This is a genomic window from Aeromonas sp. FDAARGOS 1402 (assembly GCF_019046925.1).
Taxonomy (GTDB): domain Bacteria; phylum Pseudomonadota; class Gammaproteobacteria; order Enterobacterales; family Aeromonadaceae; genus Aeromonas; species Aeromonas caviae.
Genome location: NZ_CP077201.1, coordinates 3644531 through 3663147 on the forward strand (window position 1 = coordinate 3644531; position 18617 = coordinate 3663147).

Annotated in this window: 19 protein-coding genes and 1 other annotated feature; of the genes, 9 read left to right on the plus strand and 10 right to left on the minus strand. The window is 63.0% G+C overall.

All coding sequences use genetic code 11. The features are described 5' to 3' along the window. Nucleotides 1–123 precede the first annotated feature (123 nt). From hisA to hisG, 6 genes are read right to left on the minus strand one after another with little or no spacing between them, the layout of a single operon-like run. Nucleotides 124–870, minus strand: coding sequence for a 1-(5-phosphoribosyl)-5-[(5-phosphoribosylamino)methylideneamino]imidazole-4-carboxamide isomerase (gene hisA, locus I6L32_RS17140; protein WP_201891077.1), 747 nt, complete (start codon nt 868–870; stop codon nt 124–126). Nucleotides 871–875: 5 nt separating this feature from the next. After that, nucleotides 876–1499 (minus strand): imidazole glycerol phosphate synthase subunit HisH, encoded by a 624-nt coding sequence (hisH, locus tag I6L32_RS17145; RefSeq protein WP_039039129.1) that lies wholly within the window; start codon nt 1497–1499, stop codon nt 876–878. Further along, complete coding sequence (gene hisB / locus I6L32_RS17150; protein WP_216944228.1) at nt 1499–2632, minus strand: bifunctional histidinol-phosphatase/imidazoleglycerol-phosphate dehydratase HisB; 1134 nt, start codon at nt 2630–2632, stop codon at nt 1499–1501. Before hisB ends, hisH begins: the two co-directional genes overlap by 1 nt. Nucleotides 2633–2651: 19 nt before the next feature. Then, nucleotides 2652–3722 carry a histidinol-phosphate transaminase gene (hisC, locus tag I6L32_RS17155; protein ID WP_104455914.1) on the minus strand — a complete coding sequence of 357 codons (1071 nt, stop codon included), beginning with the start codon at nt 3720–3722 and terminating at the stop codon, nt 2652–2654. Next, a complete protein-coding gene (gene hisD / locus I6L32_RS17160; RefSeq protein ID WP_216944229.1) occupies nt 3719–5044 on the minus strand; it encodes a histidinol dehydrogenase in 1326 nt (441 codons plus the stop codon). The genes hisC and hisD overlap by 4 nt, the downstream gene beginning before the upstream one ends. A gap of 31 nt (nt 5045–5075) precedes the next feature. Next, nucleotides 5076–5972, minus strand: coding sequence for an ATP phosphoribosyltransferase (hisG, locus tag I6L32_RS17165; RefSeq protein WP_010674694.1), 897 nt, complete (start codon nt 5970–5972; stop codon nt 5076–5078). 28 nt (nt 5973–6000) lie between these two features. After that, nucleotides 6001–6125, minus strand: a sequence feature (His leader region). Nucleotides 6126–6315: 190 nt separating this feature from the next. On the opposite strand from hisG, the gene I6L32_RS17170 reads away from it, so the two are divergent. The 7 genes from I6L32_RS17170 to rnd all read left to right on the plus strand — a co-directional run bounded on the left by I6L32_RS17170 (nt 6316) and on the right by rnd (nt 13852). Beyond that, a complete protein-coding gene (locus I6L32_RS17170; protein WP_010674695.1) occupies nt 6316–6561 on the plus strand; it encodes a hypothetical protein in 246 nt (81 codons plus the stop codon). 61 nt (nt 6562–6622) lie between these two features. After that, entirely contained in the window at nt 6623–8542 is a 1920-nt protein-coding gene (locus tag I6L32_RS17175; RefSeq protein ID WP_216944230.1) for an ATP-dependent DNA helicase, read from the plus strand. Between the two features lie 97 nt (nt 8543–8639). After that, nucleotides 8640–9341, plus strand: coding sequence for a tRNA (adenosine(37)-N6)-threonylcarbamoyltransferase complex dimerization subunit type 1 TsaB (gene tsaB, locus I6L32_RS17180; protein ID WP_216944231.1), 702 nt, complete (start codon nt 8640–8642; stop codon nt 9339–9341). Nucleotides 9342–9391: 50 nt separating this feature from the next. Then, on the plus strand, nt 9392–9907 hold the full coding sequence (locus I6L32_RS17185; protein WP_039039136.1) for a Slp family lipoprotein: 516 nt from the start codon (nt 9392–9394) through the stop codon (nt 9905–9907). Between the two features lie 9 nt (nt 9908–9916). Then, nucleotides 9917–10768, plus strand: a complete 852-nt coding sequence (locus I6L32_RS17190; RefSeq protein ID WP_042863844.1) for an alpha/beta fold hydrolase — start codon at nt 9917–9919, stop codon at nt 10766–10768. Nucleotides 10769–10964: 196 nt separating this feature from the next. Further along, entirely contained in the window at nt 10965–12641 is a 1677-nt protein-coding gene (fadD, locus tag I6L32_RS17195) for a long-chain-fatty-acid--CoA ligase FadD (protein ID WP_010674700.1), read from the plus strand. Between the two features lie 98 nt (nt 12642–12739). Continuing rightward, nucleotides 12740–13852, plus strand: a complete 1113-nt coding sequence (gene rnd / locus I6L32_RS17200) for a ribonuclease D (protein WP_167825582.1) — start codon at nt 12740–12742, stop codon at nt 13850–13852. 158 nt (nt 13853–14010) lie between these two features. Here rnd and I6L32_RS17205 read toward each other — a convergent pair whose 3' ends face one another. From I6L32_RS17205 to dusC, 4 genes are all read right to left on the minus strand, one after another. Further along, a complete protein-coding gene (locus I6L32_RS17205; protein WP_039039175.1) occupies nt 14011–14379 on the minus strand; it encodes a TraR/DksA C4-type zinc finger protein in 369 nt (122 codons plus the stop codon). A gap of 81 nt (nt 14380–14460) precedes the next feature. Further along, entirely contained in the window at nt 14461–15426 is a 966-nt protein-coding gene (locus I6L32_RS17210) for a DMT family transporter (RefSeq protein ID WP_216944232.1), read from the minus strand. 74 nt (nt 15427–15500) lie between these two features. Then, nucleotides 15501–16328 (minus strand): AraC family transcriptional regulator, encoded by an 828-nt coding sequence (locus I6L32_RS17215; RefSeq protein WP_216944233.1) that lies wholly within the window; start codon nt 16326–16328, stop codon nt 15501–15503. Nucleotides 16329–16384: 56 nt separating this feature from the next. Then, a complete protein-coding gene (gene dusC / locus I6L32_RS17220; RefSeq protein ID WP_103243143.1) occupies nt 16385–17329 on the minus strand; it encodes a tRNA dihydrouridine(16) synthase DusC in 945 nt (314 codons plus the stop codon). 177 nt (nt 17330–17506) lie between these two features. On the opposite strand from dusC, the gene I6L32_RS17225 reads away from it, so the two are divergent. Then, nucleotides 17507–17884, plus strand: coding sequence for a YbaN family protein (locus I6L32_RS17225; protein WP_039039141.1), 378 nt, complete (start codon nt 17507–17509; stop codon nt 17882–17884). 132 nt (nt 17885–18016) lie between these two features. After that, nucleotides 18017–18562 (plus strand): adenine phosphoribosyltransferase, encoded by a 546-nt coding sequence (apt, locus tag I6L32_RS17230; RefSeq protein WP_010674707.1) that lies wholly within the window; start codon nt 18017–18019, stop codon nt 18560–18562. The last annotated feature ends 55 nt before the right edge of the window (nt 18563–18617 follow it).

Here is an 18617-nt window from a genome sequence, read left to right on the forward strand (position 1 = left end):
ATGACGCTATCCCTGTGAGGTCGAGTATAGAGCCAATTGCTGCCAAATCATAAGGTTCGCCCCCATCGGGGAGAAAGAGGCCTGCCCGGATGGGCAGGCTGTCTGATGCCGGAAAGGGGCGCGTCACGTAGCGCGGCCGTCACCCCAGCAGCGAATGGCTTCTGCCACGTCAAACTTGCCCTCCAGCAGGGCACGGCCGAGGATGATCCCCTTGACGCCGGTTCCCTTGAGCGCCTCGATATCCGCCAGACCGCCGATACCGCCGGAGGCCTGGAAGCCGACGCTCGGGTAGCGGGCACAGAGATCCCGGTAGAGTTCGACGTTGGTGCCCGCCAGGGTACCGTCCCGGCTGATGTCGGTGCAGAGCACGTGTCTGAGCCCGGCGGGGAGGAAGCGCTCGATCAGCGCCTCGATGGAGATGCCGCTGTTCTCCTGCCAGCCAGCCACCGCGATGTGGCGATTGCCCTGTTCATCGATGTTGACATCCAGGGCCAGCACGATGCGCTCGGGGCCATATTTCTCCATCCAGCTGGCCACCAGATCCGGGGATTTGACGGCGGTGGAACCGATCACCACCCGGCTGGCGCCGGCCGCCAGCAAGTCGGCCACGTCCTGTTCGCTGCGCACGCCGCCGCCGACCTGCACCGGTGCCTCGGTGGCGGACAGCAACTGGGCGATGAGGGCCAACTGGCGTGCCTTGGCATCCTTGGCGCCGTCCAGATCAACCAGGTGCAGCTGCGCCGCCCCCTGGCTGACATAGTCATCGAAGCGGGCCTGCGGGTTGTCGCTGTAGGCGGTTTTCTGGCCGTAGTCGCCCTGGTAGAGGCGCACGACCTGACCGTTGATAAGGTCGATTGCGGGAATAATCATGCCTGTCATAGCTCCAGAAAGTTTTGCAGTAGGCGGGCACCGGCCGGTCCGGATCGCTCCGGGTGGAATTGGGCGCCAAAGAAGTTGTCCCGCCCGACGATGGCGGTAAAGGGCAGGCCGTAGTCGCAGGTTGCCAGGGTCGCGTCGGTCACCTCCAGCGCATAGGAGTGGACAAAGTAGAAGTAGCTGCCGCTGGGAATGCCTTTGAGTAGCGGGTGGGTCTCGTCGTGTTCAATCTGGTTCCAGCCCATGTGGGGCAGGCGCAGGTTGCCCACCTCCATCAGGCGGATCCTGCCAGGCACGATGCCGAGGCAGTCGATGAGCGCTCCTTCGCTGCCATCGGCGCTCATGTTCTCTTCCGAGGCCTGTGCCAGCATCTGCATGCCGAGGCAAAAACCGAGCAACGGCTGCTTGGCGGCGCGAATGAGGGGCACCAGTTCCCGCTCATTGAGGTTCTTCATGGCGGCGATGGCGGTGCCGACGCCGGGCAGGATCAGCTTGTCCGCCTGCTCGATGTCGGCGGCCTTGCAGCTCACCCTGGGCTGCACGCCGAGGCGCTCGAACGCCATGCGCACCGAGGCGAGGTTCGCGCAGCCGGTGTCGATGATGACCAGGTTCTGTTTCCCCATCACAGCACCCCCTTGCTGGAGGGAAGCTCGCTCCCTTCCACGCGAATGGCCTGGCGCAGAGCGCGGCCAAAGCCTTTGAACAGCGCCTCCACCTGATGGTGGGTGTTGCCGCTGCCCACCTTCATCTGCAAGGTGATGGCCATGGCGTCAGAGAGGGAGCGGAAGAAGTGGGGCACCATCTCGGTGGCCATCTCTCCCACGCTGTCGCGACCAAAGCCGCTCGGGCAGTCGAACACGAAGTAGGGACGGCCGCTCAGATCCACCGCCGTGGCCACGTCCAGCTCGGTCAGCGAGGTGTTGTCAGCCTCCTGGCGGGGACGCCCGTCGATCACCGCCTGCACCTCGTCCATCGCCAGCACGAAGCCGAAGCGGCCGATGCCGCGCTTGTTGCCAAGGGCCTGGCGCAGGGCTTGACCCAGCGCCAATCCCACATCTTCCACCGTGTGGTGATCGTCGATGTGCAGATCGCCGCTCACTTTGAGCTTGAGGCGAAAGCCCGCGTGGGTCGCTATCTGATCCAGCATGTGATCGAAGAAGCCGATGCCGGTGGCGATCTGGTTGCCACCGCTCTTGTCGAGATCCACCGCCACCTGGATGCGGGTCTCCTTGGTGTAGCGCTCCACCTCGGCCACGCGCCCCTTGGAGAGCAGCTGATCACGAATGGCAGTCCAGCCGTGATCTTGCGGGTGGTAGCGTATGCCGCGGATGCCCATGTTCTCGGCAAGCTGGATGTCGGTCTGTCTGTCGCCAATCACGAAGGAGTTGGCAAAGTCGATGCGGCCCGAGGCGAGATACTCCTTCACCAGCCCAAGGTGAGGCTTGCGGCAGCTGCAACCGTCGGTGGGGAAGTGGGGACAGATCAGCACTTGCTCCCAGGTGACACCCTGGGATTCGAAGAGGTGCATCATCAGGTCGTGGGGCGGCTGGAAGTGTTCAAGGGGCAGGCTGGCGGTGCCGAGCCCATCCTGGTTGGTCACCATCACCAGCACGTAGCCGGCGGCCTGGAGCTCACGCAGCACAGGTATCACCATGGGCTCGAAGCGCAGCTTCGCAAGGCTGTCCACCTGCTTGTCGGTGACCGGCTCCTCGATCAGGGTGCCGTCACGGTCGATAAACAAAAACGGGGTTTTCATCGCTACATCCTTGCTTGTCTTACAGAGAGGGTGGGGGCAGGTCACGCAGCACGGCGAGCACGGCGTCCATTTCGCCCTGATAGCCGATGGTGATGCGGATGCTGTTGTCAAGGCCAGGCTTGCTGGAGAAATCACGCAAGATGATGCCGGCGGCCTTCATGGCGGCGAACACGGCGGCGCCATCTTTGAAGCGCACCAGCACGAAGTTGCCCTTGTCCTCGAACACTTCCTTGACGCAGGACAGACGAAGCAGCTCCGCCTTGATGAGCGCCTTTTGCTTGTTGAGTTCCAGCACCCGCTCCTGCATCAGTTCCAGCCCCATGGGAGAGAGCGCCTGGGCGGCAATCTGGGCGATGGGGTCGGGAATGGGGTAGGGCGCGATCACCTTGGCCAGCATGGCAATCACCTCGGGATCCCCCAAAGTAAAGCCGCAGCGGATCCCCGCCAGGGCAAAGGCCTTGGAGAGGGTACGGGTCACCACCAGGTTCGGGTATTGGGCGAGCAGGTCCACCACGGAGGCCTCCGGGCAGAACTCGATGTAGGCCTCGTCCACGACGATGATGGCGCGGTCCCGGGCCTTCTCCAGCAGGGCGACGAGTCCCTTGCGGCCCACCAGATCCCCGGTGGGATTGTTGGGGGAGCAGAGGAACACCAGCTTCACGTCAGAGAGGCGATCGGCGATGGCGGGCCAGTCCGGCTGACGGCTGGCGGTCAATGGCTGCTCGACAATCCCCACGCCACAGGTCTCGGCGCTGATGGCGTACATGCCGTAGGTGGGGGGGCAGATGAGGATCTGATCTTCCCCCGCCTCGCAGAAGGTGCGGATCAAGAGCTCGATGGCCTCGTCGGCACCGCGGCTTACCAGCACCTGATCCGGATTGACCCCGGCGTAGGCGGCATAGCCGTTTACCACCTCGGCCGGCTGGCACTCGGGATAGCGGTTGAGGCGACTCCCCTCGACGGTGAAGGGATAGGCCAGGGGGGCCTCGTTGGCATTGAGCCAGACGTGGCCCTGGCCGCCGATGCGGCGCGCGGACTGGTAGGGAGTGAGAGCCCGTACAACGCGACGGGCCAGATTGACGATGCTCATGACAAATCCTTCTGCTGTGCTGTTTGTTGGGGCTCGGCGGCCAGGGCGTTCAACCTGAGGGTGACGGCATGCTTGTGGGCATCGAGCCCCTCGGCCTGGGCGATGCGCTGGACAATGGGGCCAAGGCCGCGAATGCCGTCTGCAGTGAGCTCCTGTACCGTGTAGCGGCGCTGATAGTCAGCAAGCCCCAGGCTCGAGCAGGTGCGGGCATAGCCGTAGGTGGGCAGGGTGTGGTTGGTGCCGCTGGCGTAATCACCGACCGACTCCGGTGTCCATGCCCCGAGGAAGATGGAGCCCGCGTTCTCGAGCTTGTCCAGCAGATCCCGGGGTGCCCGGGTCTGCACAATCAGGTGCTCGGGGGCATAGGCGTTGGAGATGGCGCAGGCCTCCTCCAGGTTGTCGCAGAGGATCACCAGGCTTGCCTTCAGGGCTTGCTCGGCGATGTCGCGGCGGCTGAGGTCGGCGAGTTGCGCCTGGATCTCGCTGCCGATGGCATCGGCCAGGGAAGCGGAGGTGGTCACCAGCACCACCTGGCTGTCGGGGCCGTGCTCGGCCTGGGAGAGCAGATCCGATGCCACGAAGGCCGGGTTGGCGCTCTCGTCTGCGATCACCAGCACCTCGGAGGGGCCGGCTGGCATGTCGATGGCGGCGCCCCGCCAGTCACGGGAAACCTGGCCCTTGGCTTCGGTCACATAGGCGTTGCCCGGGCCGAAGATCTTGTCCACCTTGGGGATGGTCTGCGTGCCATAGGCCATGGCCGCGATGGCTTGGGCACCGCCGATGGCGAACACTTGACGGACGCCACAGGCGCGGGCGGCAAACAGGATCTCGTCGCTCGCCGGAGACGGGGTGCAGAGCACCACTTCACGACAACCGGCTATGGCGGCCGGAATGGCCAGCATCATCACGGTGGAGGGGAGCGGCGCGCTGCCTCCCGGGACATAGAGGCCGACCCGGCTGATGGGTTGGGTGCGCAGCTCGCACAGTACCCCGGGTTGGGTCTCGACGCGCACGACGGGCTGCACCTGGGCGGCGTGGAAGGTACGAATATTGGCGATGGCGGCCTCGATGGCACCCTTGATGTCATCACCGAGTCGAGCGCAGGCGGCATCCACTTCCGCGTCGCTCACCCGAAGCTGTTCGCGGGGCGCGCGTTCGAAACGCTGGCTCAGCTCGCGCAGGGCCTCATCGCCCCGGCTGCGTACCGCAGCAATGATGTCTCGCACCACGGTACCGATGTCGGCTTCGTCGCTAAGGGCGGGCCGGGTCAGGACTTCGGCTTGCCGGGCGGGGGAGAGGGTCTTCCAGATCAGGGTCTGCATGATGTGTCTTCCTTATTCCATCTCTCTCGGCTTATTCCATCATCTTTTCAATGGGCAGCACCAGGATGGAGCTGGCACCCAGGGCCTTGAGCTGTTCCATGGTCTCCCAGAACAGGGTTTCGCTGGAGACGACGTGCAGGGCCACCTGGTTGGTGTCACCGGCGAGCTGCATGATGGTGGGACGCTCCGCCCCCGGCAGCAGATCGGTGATGGCATCGAGCTTGTCTTTGGGGGCGTGCAGCATGATGTATTTGCTTTCGCGCGCCTGCTGCATCCCCTGGATGCGGGGCAGCAGCTTGTCGATGAGTTTCTGCTTGGCATCGTTCAGGGGGTTGGGAGCCTGCACCAGGACGGCCTTGGAGCGGTAGATCACCTCGACCTCTTTCAGGCCGTTGGCTTCCAAGGTTGCGCCGGTGGAGACCAGATCGCAGATGGCATCGGCCAGACCCGCGCGGGGGGCTACTTCCACCGAGCCGCCCAGCATCACGCTCTTGAAGCCCAGGCCCTTCTCGTCGAAGAAGCGCTTGAGCAGACCGGGGTAGGAGGTGGCGATGCGCTTGCCGGCCAGGCTCTCGGGTCCTGTGTAGTTGACATCGTCCGGCACCGCCAGAGAGAGGCGGCAGCCGCCGAAGTCGAGCTGCTTGAGGGTCTTCACCGCAAAGGGCTGCCCCTGGGCTGCGCGGATGAGCTGCACCTCTTCGAGAACGTTCTCGCCGATGATGCCAAGATCGACCACCCCTTCCATCACCAGACCCGGGATGTCGTCATCACGCACCCGCAGAATGTCGATGGGCATGTTCTCGACATGGGCGATGAGGCGCTGTTCCCGCAGGTTGATCTTGAGGCCGCAGCTCTTGAAGAGGGCCTGGGAATCCTGGCTCAGACGACCGGATTTTTGCATGGCGATGCGCAGACGTTGTGTTTCCATTGCTCGATTTCCTTCTAGTCAAAAACGAAAAAACCCTCGGAAGTATGTGCTTCCGAGGGTTCATGAATCTTGCGGTCCTTTTGGAAGTCACCAGTTAAGTGTCTTCCAGCAGTCAACCTCCTGAAAGACTATTCGGGATGATGATGGTGATGATGAGTCTTCAGGGTGGTGAACTTCATGATGTAATCAATCCTTTACAAATCAGATGCCGTTGTTGACGCCCGATTTAAACTACCTGCCTTGACAGAAAATGCAACCGAAAAATGTGATCAGGACGATTAAAGTTGAGAAAACGGTTTTCTGGTCGATAACTAGACAATGAGATGCCAAAGGAGGCGACATCATGCCCAGCCAGGACCTGTTATTTCCCATCCTGCCCCGCGCCCCCTCGACACCGAGCCCGGATGACATCAAGCGGGAGGTGACCCAGATCAGCCAGAAACATCAGCTGCGCAAGATAGGCACCGACAATGGCGGCGGTGGCCAGCATCACCAGCAGAGAGAGCAGCCGCCAAAGCCTGATCAACCAGCGGTGCAGGATGATGATCACAAACCGGATCCGGACCACCGGATTGATCTCTTCGTCTGAACGCATTATCAGTCCCGCTTTTTCCGCGCTTTTGGCATAATGCCCGCTTTTGCAGCGGGACATGCCTTTGACCATCATCCAGACCCTGTTCAAGCCAGACGGCCCCCTGGCCCGCCATATCGACGGCTTCAAGGCCCGTGCCCCGCAACTGGAGATGGCCGAGGCGGTGTCGCGCGCCATCAAGCAAGGTGGCCGCTTGCTGGTGGAGGCTGGAACGGGCACTGGCAAAACCTATGCCTATCTGGTGCCTGCGCTGGAATCCGGCAAGCGGGTGGTGATCAGCACCGGATCCAAGAACCTGCAGGAGCAGCTCTTCTATCGGGATCTGCCCACCATCACGGGGGCGCTTCACTACACCCCGCCGGTGGCACTGCTCAAGGGGCGCAGCAATTACCTCTGCATCGAGCGGATGAACCGGCTGTTGAGTGAATCCCATCTGCAAAAGCCCGAGATCCTGAGCGATCTCGTGAAGGTCAAATCCTGGTCGACTGCCACCGACAACGGCGATGTGGGGGATATCCCGGGGCTACAGGAGAACGCCGAGATCCTTGCCCACGTCACCAGCACCAACGACAACTGCCTGGGTCGCGACTGCCCCTATTACGATGATTGTCACCTGGTCATCGCCCGGCGCCGTGCCATGGACGCCCAGGTGGTGGTGATCAACCACCATCTCTTTTTCGCCGACATGGCGGTCAAAGACACCGGCTTTGGCGAGCTGGTGCCCGAGGCGCAGGTCTATGTCTTCGACGAGGCGCACCAGCTGCCCGAGATCGCCAGCCACTACTTCGGCAAGTCCGTGGACAGCCGCACCATCCAGGATTTGGCGCAGGATATCCAGCTCGCCTACCGGGCAGAGGCTCATGACATGGCCCAGCTTGGCAAGGCGGCGGACAGGCTCGCCATTGCCAGTCAGGATCTGCGCCTTGCCTTCGGCGTGGAGGGGGGGCGCGGCAACACCCGGGATCTGCTGAGACAATCCCTCTGGGCCCAGGCGCTGGCCCGCCTCAACGATGCCATCGGGCTCTGTTATGAAGTGCTGAAACTGGCTCTCGGGCGAGGGGAGCAGCTGGATCATTGTTTCGAGCGCATCAGCGAGCTGCGTACTCGCCTTGGGGAGGTGCTGGCGGTCAACCAGACCGGTTTCTCCTACTGGTATGACTGTTCGCGTCTGCACTTTACCCTCAATCTGACGCCGCTGTCGGTCGCCGAGCGCTTCGGTGCCGAGGTGCAGCGCCCCGAGGTGGCCTGGATCTTCACCTCGGCCACCTTGACGGTGGACAATCGCTTCGCCCACTTCGTCGCCGAGATGGGGCTGGCCGGCAGCGCCGAACTCATTCTCGACAGTCCGTTCGATTACGCCGAGCAGGCGCGCCTGTGCGTACCCCGTTTCTTGCCAGAGCCCAATGCCTTCGGGCGCGGGGAGCGGCTGGCGACCCTGATGATCCCCCTCATCAACAAGACGCCGGGGGGGTGCTTCTTCCTCTGCACCAGCCATCAGGTGATGCGCCAGGTGGCCGAGGTGCTGCGCCGGGAAATCGGCCGCACCGTCCTGCTGCAAGGGGAAGACAACAAGCAGCGGCTGCTCAAGACCTTCGTGGAGAACGGTCGGGCCGTGCTGGTGGCCACCAGCAGTTTCTGGGAGGGGATAGACGTGCGGGGGGCGGCATTGTCCTGTGTTATCATCGACAAGCTGCCCTTTGCGAGCCCGGACGATCCCCAGCTCAAGGCGCGGGTGGAGGATTGCAAGCTCAAGGGGGGAGATCCCTTTGCCGAGCTGCAGTTGCCCAAGGCGGTGATTGCCCTCAAGCAGGGGGTGGGGCGGCTCATCCGTGATCGCAGTGATCACGGCGTACTGGTTATTTGTGATCCCCGGGTGGTCAACAAGCCCTATGGCGCCACCTTCATCAAGAGCCTGCCTGCCATTCCACGGACCCGGGAGCTGGCGACCCTGGGAGAATTTTTCGGACCACGGGAGTGAGTCCGCCGCGCCGGGGCTGATTGCACCCGGCCATGCATGACGGCAGGCCTTGGCCATGCTGACGATTTAACTGACTGATGTGAAGAGAATAAAAAGAATGGATGAGTTGAAGATCCTGGCCGTGGATACCGCCACCGAAGCCTGCTCCGCAGCCCTCTTGGTGGGCGATACCTTCTACTCCCGCTGGGAAGAGGCGCCCCGTGACCATACCCGCAAGATCCTGCCCATGGTTCAGGCTCTGTTGGATGAAGCCGGTCTATCGTTGGATGAGCTCGACGCCATCGCCTTCGGTCGTGGGCCTGGCTCCTTCACCGGGGTACGGATCGGGATCAGCGTGGCCCAGGGGCTCGCCTTTGGTGCCGGCGTGCCGATGATCGGTGTCTCCACCCTGGCGGCCATGGCCCAGGGGGCCCATAAGCTGGAAGGGGCCGAGCAGGTGCTTGCCGCCATCGATGCGCGCATGGACGAGGTCTATTTCGGCCACTACGCCTTGGTGGACGGGGTGATGACGCTGGTGGGCGAGGAGGTGGTGAGCGAGCCAGCCGCACTGGTGCAGGCCCGTGACAAGCTGACTGGCGCGGTGAGCTGCGTTGGCACCGGTTTTGAAACCTATGGTGAGGCCCTGGGCGGCTTGGCAGATGTGCTGACCCCAAGCCAGGTGCGTTTCCCGGCGGCCGCCGACATGCTGCCTCTGGCACGCCAGGCCTGGTTTGCGGGTGAGGCGGTGCCGGTTGAGCAAGCCACCCCTGTCTATCTGCGTGACAAGGTGACCTGGAAGAAACTGCCGGGTCGCGAATAGGCGGCAACAGCTGCCCCGGGCTGCTTTGTCGGACGATGAAGGAGAGACGAATGAGAAAATCCGTGATCATGCTGGGATTGGTGGGGCTGCTGCTGGGCGGTTGCAGCACGGTGCCCAAAGAGCTTGCCTATGAGCCTGCGGATCAGCTGGTGGCCTATCAACCCGCTCTGCAGGGGATGGAAGGCAAGCCGGCCCGCTGGAGCGGTGTCATCTCGGCGGTCCACAACAAGGCGGATCAGAGTGTCATCGAGGTGGTCTATCTGCCCCTCAAGTCCAACGGGGTGCCGGAGCAGACCGAGCAGAGCCCCGGTCGTTTTCTCGCCATCATGCAGGGGTTTGTCGACCCGACCCTCTATGCCAAGGGTCGCAGCCTGACGGTGCTCGGCACCCTCGACAAGCCGGTGGACAGCCAGATTGGCGAGCACAAGTATCGCTTCTCGGTACTCAAGGTGACGGGGAGCAAGCTGTGGCCACCGGTGAAGGAGGTGGAGATCCGCTACATGGATCCCTACTTTTACGATCCTTTCTATGATCCCTTCTGGCCCAGACGGCCCCTGCGCCGCTGAGGAGCCCGGATGACGGCGACATTGCAGGAGCGCAGGCTGCGCCTGGCGGACGGGCGGCACATCGCCCTGCTGGACAATGGTCAGGAGGGCAGACCGCTGCTGGTGGCCCTCCATGGCTGGCTCGACAACGGTGCCAGCTTTTTGCCTCTGGCCCCCTGGCTGGGGGCGTTTCATCTGGTCTGCGTCGATCTGCCGGGCCATGGTCACTCCGATCACAAGTCGACTCCCTATGTCTTCGTGGACTGGCTGGATGATCTCTACCAGATCACCCAGGCCGCGGGCTGGCAGCGTTTCATCCTGCTTGGTCACTCCCTGGGGGCGCTGATTGCCTCTGCCTATGCCGGCGTCTTTCCCGAGCAAATCGAGCGGCTCATTCTGCTGGAGGGGCTCGGCCCCTTGAGCCAGCCCGACGAGGAGGTGCCGGGGCAGCTGCGCCGCGCCATCCTCAACCGCACTCGTACCCGTGAGCGTGCAACCAGTGGATTTGCCACCCTCGAGGAGGCGGTGGCTGCCCGCTGCAAGGTGGCGGACATCCCCCCGAGTGCGGCACGCCTTATCTGCGAGCGACAACTGGAGGCGCGGACAGGGCGCTGGTATTGGCGCAGTGATCCCCGTCTTCGCGATCTCTCGCCCCTGCGCATGAGCGAGGGGCAGGCCCAGGCCCTGATCCGGGCCATCGTCTGTCCGGTGCTCTTTATCCGGGGAGAGCAGGGCTTCCCCGGGCTCCTGGCACAGTGGCAGTTGCGGGAGGCGGCCTTTGGCCACATTGAACGGGTGACAGTGGCAGGAGGCCATCATTTTCATATGGAAAATTCATCAGAAACCGCCGTTTATATCGAAAACTTCGCTCAAATCCGGTAGGATCGGCGGCTTTGAATCATGTCAGGTTTGCTTTCTCCCTCACATTTCCCGTTGTTAATTCACTGTTAATTGATGTTGCCTTATGTAAATATGTGCGGCATTAGAGCATGAACTTAAAACAACTGATTGAAATGGATGTGACAGGGACGGAGGCAACACAGTGAGCGCACAGGTGCGAGTTATGCAGGAGAAGTTCGTGGAAAGAGTCTGGCTGAAGCGTTATCCAGAAGGGGTGCCCGCCGAGATCAATCCAGACCAATACGGCTCTCTGGTCGAGATGTTTGAAGAGTCGGTGAACCAGTTCGCCGATCAACCCGCCTTCGTCAACATGGGGCAGACCATTACCTACCGTCGGCTGGAGGAGCAGTCCCGAGCCTTCGCCGCCTACCTGCAAAACGAGCTGAAGCTCGGCAAGGGGGACAGGGTGGCCGTGATGATGCCTAACCTGCTGCAATACCCCATTGCGGTATTCGGCATCCTGCGGGCCGGCATGACGGTGGTGAACGTCAACCCCCTCTATACCCCGCGCGAGCTGGAGCATCAGTTGAAAGACTCCGGCGCCAAGGCCATCGTCATCGTCTCCAACTTTGCCCACACCCTGGAAAAAGTGGTGTATGACACCCCGGTCAAGCATGTGATCCTGACCCGGATGGGAGACAACCTGGGGCTGGCCAAGGGGACCCTGGTCAACTTCGTGGTCAAATATGTCAAGAAGCTGGTGCCCAAGTACAACCTGCCCCATGCCAGCACCATGCGCCAGGCCCTCGCCAAGGGGCGCTACCTGCAGTACATCAAACCCGAGATCAGCAACCAGGACATCGCCTTCCTGCAATACACCGGCGGGACCACCGGCCTCTCCAAGGGGGCCATGCTGACTCATCGCAACATGATCGCCAACGTCGAGCAGTGCCTCGGTGTCTATGGTCCCGTGCTGGAGCGCGGCAAGGAGTTTGTGGTCACGGCGCTGCCGCTCTATCACGTCTTCGCCTTGACGGTGAACTGCCTGCTGTTCATGCGCCTAGGGGGCTACAACCTGCTCATCAGCAACCCCCGCGACATCCCGGGTTTTGTCAAAGAGATCAAGAAGTATCCTTTCACCTGCATCACCGGGGTCAATACCCTGTTCAACGCTCTGGTCAACAACGACGAGTTCAAGGGCATGGATTTTGCCAAGCTCAAGCTCACCATCGGTGGCGGCATGGCGGTGCAACGGGCGGTGGCCGAGCAGTGGAAGGGGCTGACCGGCACCCCGCTGCTGGAGGGCTATGGCCTGACCGAGTGCTCGCCCCTGGTGAGCGTCTGCCCCTATGATCTGGTGGATTACAACGGCTCCATCGGTCTGCCGGTCTGTTCCACCGAGATCCGTCTGGTGGATGACGAGGGGAACCAGGTCACCGAACGGGGTGCCCCCGGCGAGATGCAGGTGCGCGGTCCTCAGGTGATGACCGGCTACTGGCAGCGCCCGGAGGCGACCGCCGAGGTGATGCAGGATGGCTGGCTCTGCACCGGCGACATCGCGGTATGCGACGAGCAGGGTTTCTTCAAGATCGTCGATCGCAAGAAGGACATGATCCTGGTCTCCGGCTTCAACGTCTACCCGAACGAGATAGAAGACGTGGTAGCCCTGCATCCCAAGGTGCTGGAGGTGGCCGCCGTCGGCGTACCCAACCCGGTGTCCGGCGAGCAGGTGAAGATCTTCGTGGTCAAGAAAGATGCAAAGCTGGCGGAAGAGGAGATAATTGCCCACTGCCGCAAACATCTGACTGCCTATAAGGTGCCGAAACTGGTAGAATTTCGCGACGAACTTCCCAAGACCAACGTGGGCAAGATCCTGCGCCGCGTGTTGCGCGACGAGGAGATTGCCAAGCAGTAACCGGCATGCACTGCTTTGCAGTCCAGCGCTGTCGTTATGCAAAACCGTGGGACATCCACGGTTTTTTCTTTCTGGATCCGACCAACGTGCAGGCAACGATGCAATATCAACTCATTTCACAGCAAGCCGAACTGGATCAGTATCTCGCTTCTCTGGCCGACGTTCCCCTGGCCATCGATACCGAATTCGTTCGCACCCGTACCTACTATCCCCAGCTCGGTCTGTTCCAGATCTACGATGGCAAGCAGCTTGCCCTGCTCGATCCCCTGACCCTGGATCTCTCCGGTTTGTGGCAGCGCCTCGGTCGGGCCGGACAGATTGCCATCCTGCACGCCTCCGGTGAGGATCTGGAGCTCATCCAGCATCAGGCGGGTCACCTGCCCAACCAGATGCACGATACCCAGCTGGCGGCAGCCTTCCTGGGCCATGGCGTGTCGGTGGGGTTTGGCGCCCTGGTCAACGAATTCCTCGGGGTCGAGCTTGAGAAGGATCAGGCCCGTACCGACTGGCTGGCGCGCCCCCTTACCCCTCGTCAGCTGGAATATGCCGCGGCGGATGTCTTCTACCTTATGCCCCTCTACGAGAAGGTGATGGCCAGACTGCGCGAGAGCGGCAAGTTCCCCTGGTTCGAACAGGAGTGCCAGAACCACTCCGCCCGCAAGACCCAGGGCAGCGATCCCCGTCAGGCCTACCTCGAGATAGTCAACGCCTGGCAACTGGGTCGCCGTGAGCTGGCCATCCTGCGCGAGCTGGCCGCCTGGCGCCAGCAGGAAGCGGTACGCCGGGATCTCGCCCTCAACTTCGTGGTCAAAGAGCTGCACCTGTTCAAGGTGGCGGAGCGTCGTCCCGCTTCCCTTCGGGATCTCAACGAGCTGGGCCTCTCGCCCATCGAGATCAAGATCCACGGCAAGCGGATGCTGGACATCGTCGCCGCCGCCCAGCAGAGCGACCCTGCTAGCTGGCCCGATCCCATCCGCCGCTTGGTGGACTTCCCCCAGTACAAGGCCGAGCTCAAGCGCATCAAGGCCATGGTGGAGGAGAAGGCCAAGGCCAGCAACATTCCGCCGGAGCTGGTGGCGAGCAAGAAGATCATCCACCAGTACTTCACCTGGAGCTGGCGCATGAGTGTCGAGGAGCGGGCCAGGGCGGACAAGCCCATGCTGCTGCAAGGGTGGCGTCATGAGCTGGTAGGCCACCTGCTGGCCCAGTGACGAGTACGCAGTACGAGAAGGGGAGTCCATGACTCCCCTTTTTCATGCCTGTGCGGCTGCCCCCAGGGGTTGCCGGGATCGTCGCACCAGGGGGTTGGTCATGATGGGAAGCGAGAAGGGGTGGAGGAGGAAAATGGCGGGCACAAAGGGTGCCCCCATCAGAGTTCGTGAGCGTGGAATCCTTTGCGGTAGCGGGCCTCGCAGCGCGGGCAGCGTTGCAGGGTCGGATCCTGTTCCAGCTGTTCAGGGAGCAGGGGCTCCTCACAATCGGAGCAGAAGCCATAGAGCCCCAGATCCATCTGGCAGAGCGCCGCGTCGAGCCGCTTGAGGCGTGCCACGCTGTGTTCCACCCCGGGCAGATCGAGACGGCTGGTCAGATCAACCAGTTGATCCCGCTCGCAGCGCTCCACCTTCTGTGCCCAGTCATCTTGTCGACAGGCCTTGAGCTGACGGATCAGCTCCTCTCTTGTTTGCGCCCAGTCGGTCAGAAGGCGCTGATGCCATTCGGCCAACCGGGCTTGCGTCACTTCACACACAGCAGCCCCCAAAAACGAGTGATAAAACTCGGCCAGTATAGGGAAACCCGCGGTTTATCAAGATGACATGAGTCAAGTTAACCGTGCTTTGACGGGTTTTTCCGGCAGGTGCTGCGTCTTGCCGGTGATGACGTAGAGCACTCCCGCCACCAGACAGACGACACCCACCAGGGTACTCATGGGGGGCATGATCCCGCGCAGCATAAAGGCGTACAAGAGCCCCGCCAGAGTCTCGAACACGATGAGCGGCCCGACCAGCACGGTCGGCAGGCGCTGGCTCGCCTCGTTCCAGCACAGGGTGCCGAGCCAGGAGCAGAGGAGCCCCACTGCCCCCATCAGCAGCACGAAGCGCAGGGGCGTCGGCCCGAAGGGCAGGGGAAAGTCCGGTGCGCTCAGGGCAAGATGGCCGAGGCTGCCGAGATAGGCAATGAGCGCCACCGGCAGGGTCACCAGCCCCTGGGCGGTGGCCCAGACGGCCGGGCTGCGGCCCGGGTGCTCGCGCAGCCAGCGGGCGTTGCGCAGGGGATACCAGGTCCAGCACAGCACGGCGCCCACCGCCAGGGCGAGCCCAAGCAGTTGTTCGGTGCGCGCCTCGGTGTGCCAGGTGAGCTCGGCGCTGTTGACCAGACAGAGGCCGGCCCCCATCAGCACCAGGGACGGGTAGAGCCGGGTGCGGGAGAGGCGACCGTCCCGTGCGCCATAGAGGCGGTTGGCGGCCAGGGCCGTCACCACCGGCAGGGTGCCGATAAACATGGCCGCCAGGGGCGAGCCGATGCGCAAGATGGCCCCCGACAGGCAGAAGTAGTAGAGGAGGTTCCCCACCAGAGTGAGGGCGAGGGCCTCTCGCCAGTCGCTGGCCGAGAGGGCCGCCAGGTGTTTGCGTGCCTGCCAGGCGAGCGGCAGTACGATGAGGCCGAAGGCGAGGTAGCGGCCGCTCGCGAGCAGGGCGGGGGGATAGCCGTCCACCAAGAGGGGGGCGACGAAGATGAGCCCCCACATCAGGCCGGCCAGCAGGGCAAACAGGACTCCGATCAACATGTTTCATATCCGGTAAAGAAGAAGGAGGCCAGCCTAGCAGGGGGGAAGGGGGGCGTATTGAACCAGATTGCGCTTTAGCGGCCAGCCTGCACCTGTTTCTGGTAGCGGACCGGGGTGGTGCCATAGCGGCGCAGGAAGGCCCGGTTGAGGTGGGACTGATCGGCCAGACCACAGGCGGCGGCCACCTCGGCAGCGGGCAGGCCGGCAGCCAGCCACCCCTTGGCGCGCTGCAGGCGGATGGCCATCAACATCTGCTGGGGGGTGACGTGAAAGCGGGCCTTGAAGCTGCGCTGGAAGTGGTAGGGGCTGAGGTTCACCGAGCCGGCCAGCTCGGCCAGGGTCATGGGGCGGGCGAAATAGGCCTGCATATAGTCGATGGCGCGGCCCAGAGGGTGGGTCGCTTCGCGCGGGGCAGCCAGGGCCCGGGCATGGGGGCGCAGGGTCTCGCACACCCTTAGCAGCAGGCCGTCGGCGGCGAGCTCGCTGTCACAGTGCCAGAGGGCATCCAGGGTCGCCTGCAGGACGGGGGCAGTGCGCGGATCGCTTCGCACGGCATCGGTGAAATACCAGTCGCGCTCGCCGCTGATGGCCTCGAGCCGATCGGCGGGCAGGTAGAGCATGCGATAGCGCCACCCTTGCTCGCAGGCTGACTCGCCCGTGTGCAGCTCATCGGGGTTCATCAGCACCAGGCTGCCGGGACCGGCCAGGAGCTGGCTGCCGCGATAGCGAAAGCGCTCGGCACCGCACTCGATGACACCGAGGCCAAACCCCTCGTGACTATGGGGATCGAAGATGTGGTGCTGGATGTGGGCGCGATAGAGCTCGGTCGCAGGCTGCCCCGGCAGGGCGCGAAAATCGGCCCTGTCGTGCTGATGGGTAAAGTTGACCGGCACTCCCTGCATCCTGACCTCCTGTCAATGAGCCTTCATCATAGGGCGCCGCGGGGCGGCGGCCAAGTCTAGGCCTGTGAGGCGCACTCGCGCTCGAGGGCGGTGCGGATCTCCTCTGCGGTCTTGATGGTGCGGATGCGACGAAACAGCTCGTCGGCCTGGGGGTATTCCCGCACTATGTAGGAGAACCACTGCTTGATGCGACTCGGGTAGTAGTCGGCCTTGTCGCTCGCCAGATCCTGCTCGGTGTAGGTCACCATCAGTTGCAGTACCTCGGCCCAGCTCATGTGGGCACACCCCGTCTTCATCACGTTGGCCAGGTTGGGGAGGGAGATGGCGCCCCGGCCCACCATGAGGGCATCGCAACCGGACACCCGGGCACAGGTCAGGGCATCGGCATGGTTCCAGATCTCGCCGTTGGCGGTGACGGGGATGGGCAGGGCGCGGCGGATGGCGTCCACGTACTCCCAGTGTGCCGGCGCCTTGTAGCCTTCGCGCTTGGTGCGGGCATGCACCGCCAGCTCGTTGGCGCCCCCCTGATAGACGGCCTGGGCGTTGTCCAGATAGAGATCCTTGTCATCGTATCCCAGACGGATCTTGGCGCTCACCGGCAGGTGGGCAGGCACGGCCTCCCGCACCGCCTTGACGATGCGATAGACGGTCTCGGGCTCCTTGAGCAGCACGGCGCCCCCCTTGCTCTTGTTGACCGTGGGGGCAGGGCAGCCGAAGTTGAGATCGACCCCGGGAGAGCCGAGCTCGATGGCCCGGATGGCATTTTCTGCCAGCCACTCCGGATGTTGTCCCAGCAGTTGCACCCGTACCGGGGTCCCTGCGCGGGTCTTGCCATCCTGTTTCAGCTCGGGGCAGAGGCGATGGAAGACCTTGGCGGGCAGCAGTTGATCGACCACCCGGATGAATTCACTGACGCAGAGGTCGTAATCATTGACGGAGGTGAGGACCTCCCGCATCAGGTGATCCAGCACCCCCTGCATGGGGGCCAAAATAACGCGCATAGCTGCTTCCGAAGACAAGGGGAGAAAAAAGAGCGCAGATTGTAGTGGCAATGGCCGGGATTGTCAGCCGTCTGCCCACTCGATGGCCCCCATCGACGGCCGCAGACTGGGCCAGGCTGTCAGCTTCCGGGCTAACTCTGTTAGGCTAAAGGCAGAGATACATGCAGAGGAGTACCCATGAAACGCTGGTGTCTGATGGCCCTGGGCTGGCTTGCCTTCGCCACCGGGATAGTCGGGATAGTCCTGCCCCTGCTGCCGACCACCCCCTTCATGTTGCTGGCGGCGGCGCTGTTTGCGCGCTCCTCCCCCCGCTTTCATGGCTGGTTGCTGGCGCATCCCTGGTTTGGCCCCCCCATCCTCGACTGGCAGCAGTATCGCGGCATTCGCCGTCACGCCAGACGCCGCGCCATCATCTTCATCCTGATCTCGTTCTCGGTATCGCTGCTGGTGGTGCCGTTGCCCTGGGTGAGGTGGCTGCTGGTTGTCATAATGGTGATCCTGCTCACCTGGTTGATGCGTCTGCCGGTGCTGGAGCCGGTTGCAATGAAGAAGTGAAATCCCTAAGCTATCGCGGCAATAATGCTATGGAGTCGGCTCGTCATTTTTGCGTGACGGGCCTTTTTATTGCCCCCAGGCGGAGACCCCGTGCGCCGCCATGGCAGGGCTCAAAAAATAAGCGGTCAAATAATGAATCCGGAAACCCTGAAGTTTATCGAAGCGAGCATCAAGACCATTCCCGACTATCCGAAGCCGGGCATTCTGTTTCGCGACATCACCAGCCTGATCGAGAATGCCGAGGCCTTCAAGGCCACCATCGATCTGCTGGCCGATCATTACCGTGATCAAGGCATCACCAAGATTGTCGGCACCGAGGCCCGTGGCTTCATCTTCGGCGCCCCGGTTGCCTACGCCATGGGGCTGGGGTTCGTGCCGGTGCGCAAGCCGGGCAAGCTGCCCCGCGCCGTCATCGAGGAGTCCTACGCCCTGGAGTACGGCACCGACACCCTGCAACTGCACACCGATGCCATCGTGCCCGGTGACAAGGTGCTGGTGGTGGACGATCTGCTGGCCACCGGCGGCACCGTCGATGCCACCGTCAAGCTCATCCGCCGCGCCGGCGGTGAGGTAGCGGATGCTGCCTTCATCATCTCCCTGCCGTCCCTGGGCGGTGATGCCCGCCTGACCGCCGCCGGCGTCAAGGTGGTCTCTCTGGTGGAACTCGCGGGGGCGTAAATCGCCCCTTCGCGCGGCAGGCCTCGTCACCCTGCTTTCTGCCGCAAACCGGTGC

What these genes read in the sequence shown, in the direction of transcription:
- I6L32_RS17175 (WP_216944230.1), top strand. Translation starts at nt 6,623, where the DNA reads ATGCCTTTGACCATCATCCAGACCCTGTTCAAGCCAGACGGCCCCCTG.
- tsaB (WP_216944231.1), top strand. Translation starts at nt 8,640, where the DNA reads ATGGATGAGTTGAAGATCCTGGCCGTGGATACCGCCACCGAAGCCTGC.
- I6L32_RS17185 (WP_039039136.1), top strand. Translation starts at nt 9,392, where the DNA reads ATGAGAAAATCCGTGATCATGCTGGGATTGGTGGGGCTGCTGCTGGGC.
- hisG (WP_010674694.1), bottom strand. Translation starts at nt 5,972, where the DNA reads ATGGAAACACAACGTCTGCGCATCGCCATGCAAAAATCCGGTCGTCTG.
- dusC (WP_103243143.1), bottom strand. Translation starts at nt 17,329, where the DNA reads ATGCGCGTTATTTTGGCCCCCATGCAGGGGGTGCTGGATCACCTGATG.
- hisB (WP_216944228.1), bottom strand. Translation starts at nt 2,632, where the DNA reads ATGAAAACCCCGTTTTTGTTTATCGACCGTGACGGCACCCTGATCGAG.
- I6L32_RS17210 (WP_216944232.1), bottom strand. Translation starts at nt 15,426, where the DNA reads ATGTTGATCGGAGTCCTGTTTGCCCTGCTGGCCGGCCTGATGTGGGGG.
- apt (WP_010674707.1), top strand. Translation starts at nt 18,017, where the DNA reads ATGAATCCGGAAACCCTGAAGTTTATCGAAGCGAGCATCAAGACCATT.
- hisC (WP_104455914.1), bottom strand. Translation starts at nt 3,722, where the DNA reads ATGAGCATCGTCAATCTGGCCCGTCGCGTTGTACGGGCTCTCACTCCC.
- I6L32_RS17225 (WP_039039141.1), top strand. Translation starts at nt 17,507, where the DNA reads ATGAAACGCTGGTGTCTGATGGCCCTGGGCTGGCTTGCCTTCGCCACC.
- rnd (WP_167825582.1), top strand. Translation starts at nt 12,740, where the DNA reads ATGCAATATCAACTCATTTCACAGCAAGCCGAACTGGATCAGTATCTC.
- I6L32_RS17215 (WP_216944233.1), bottom strand. Translation starts at nt 16,328, where the DNA reads ATGCAGGGAGTGCCGGTCAACTTTACCCATCAGCACGACAGGGCCGAT.
- hisH (WP_039039129.1), bottom strand. Translation starts at nt 1,499, where the DNA reads ATGGGGAAACAGAACCTGGTCATCATCGACACCGGCTGCGCGAACCTC.
- hisD (WP_216944229.1), bottom strand. Translation starts at nt 5,044, where the DNA reads ATGCAGACCCTGATCTGGAAGACCCTCTCCCCCGCCCGGCAAGCCGAA.
- I6L32_RS17170 (WP_010674695.1), top strand. Translation starts at nt 6,316, where the DNA reads ATGCCCAGCCAGGACCTGTTATTTCCCATCCTGCCCCGCGCCCCCTCG.
- hisA (WP_201891077.1), bottom strand. Translation starts at nt 870, where the DNA reads ATGATTATTCCCGCAATCGACCTTATCAACGGTCAGGTCGTGCGCCTC.
- I6L32_RS17190 (WP_042863844.1), top strand. Translation starts at nt 9,917, where the DNA reads ATGACGGCGACATTGCAGGAGCGCAGGCTGCGCCTGGCGGACGGGCGG.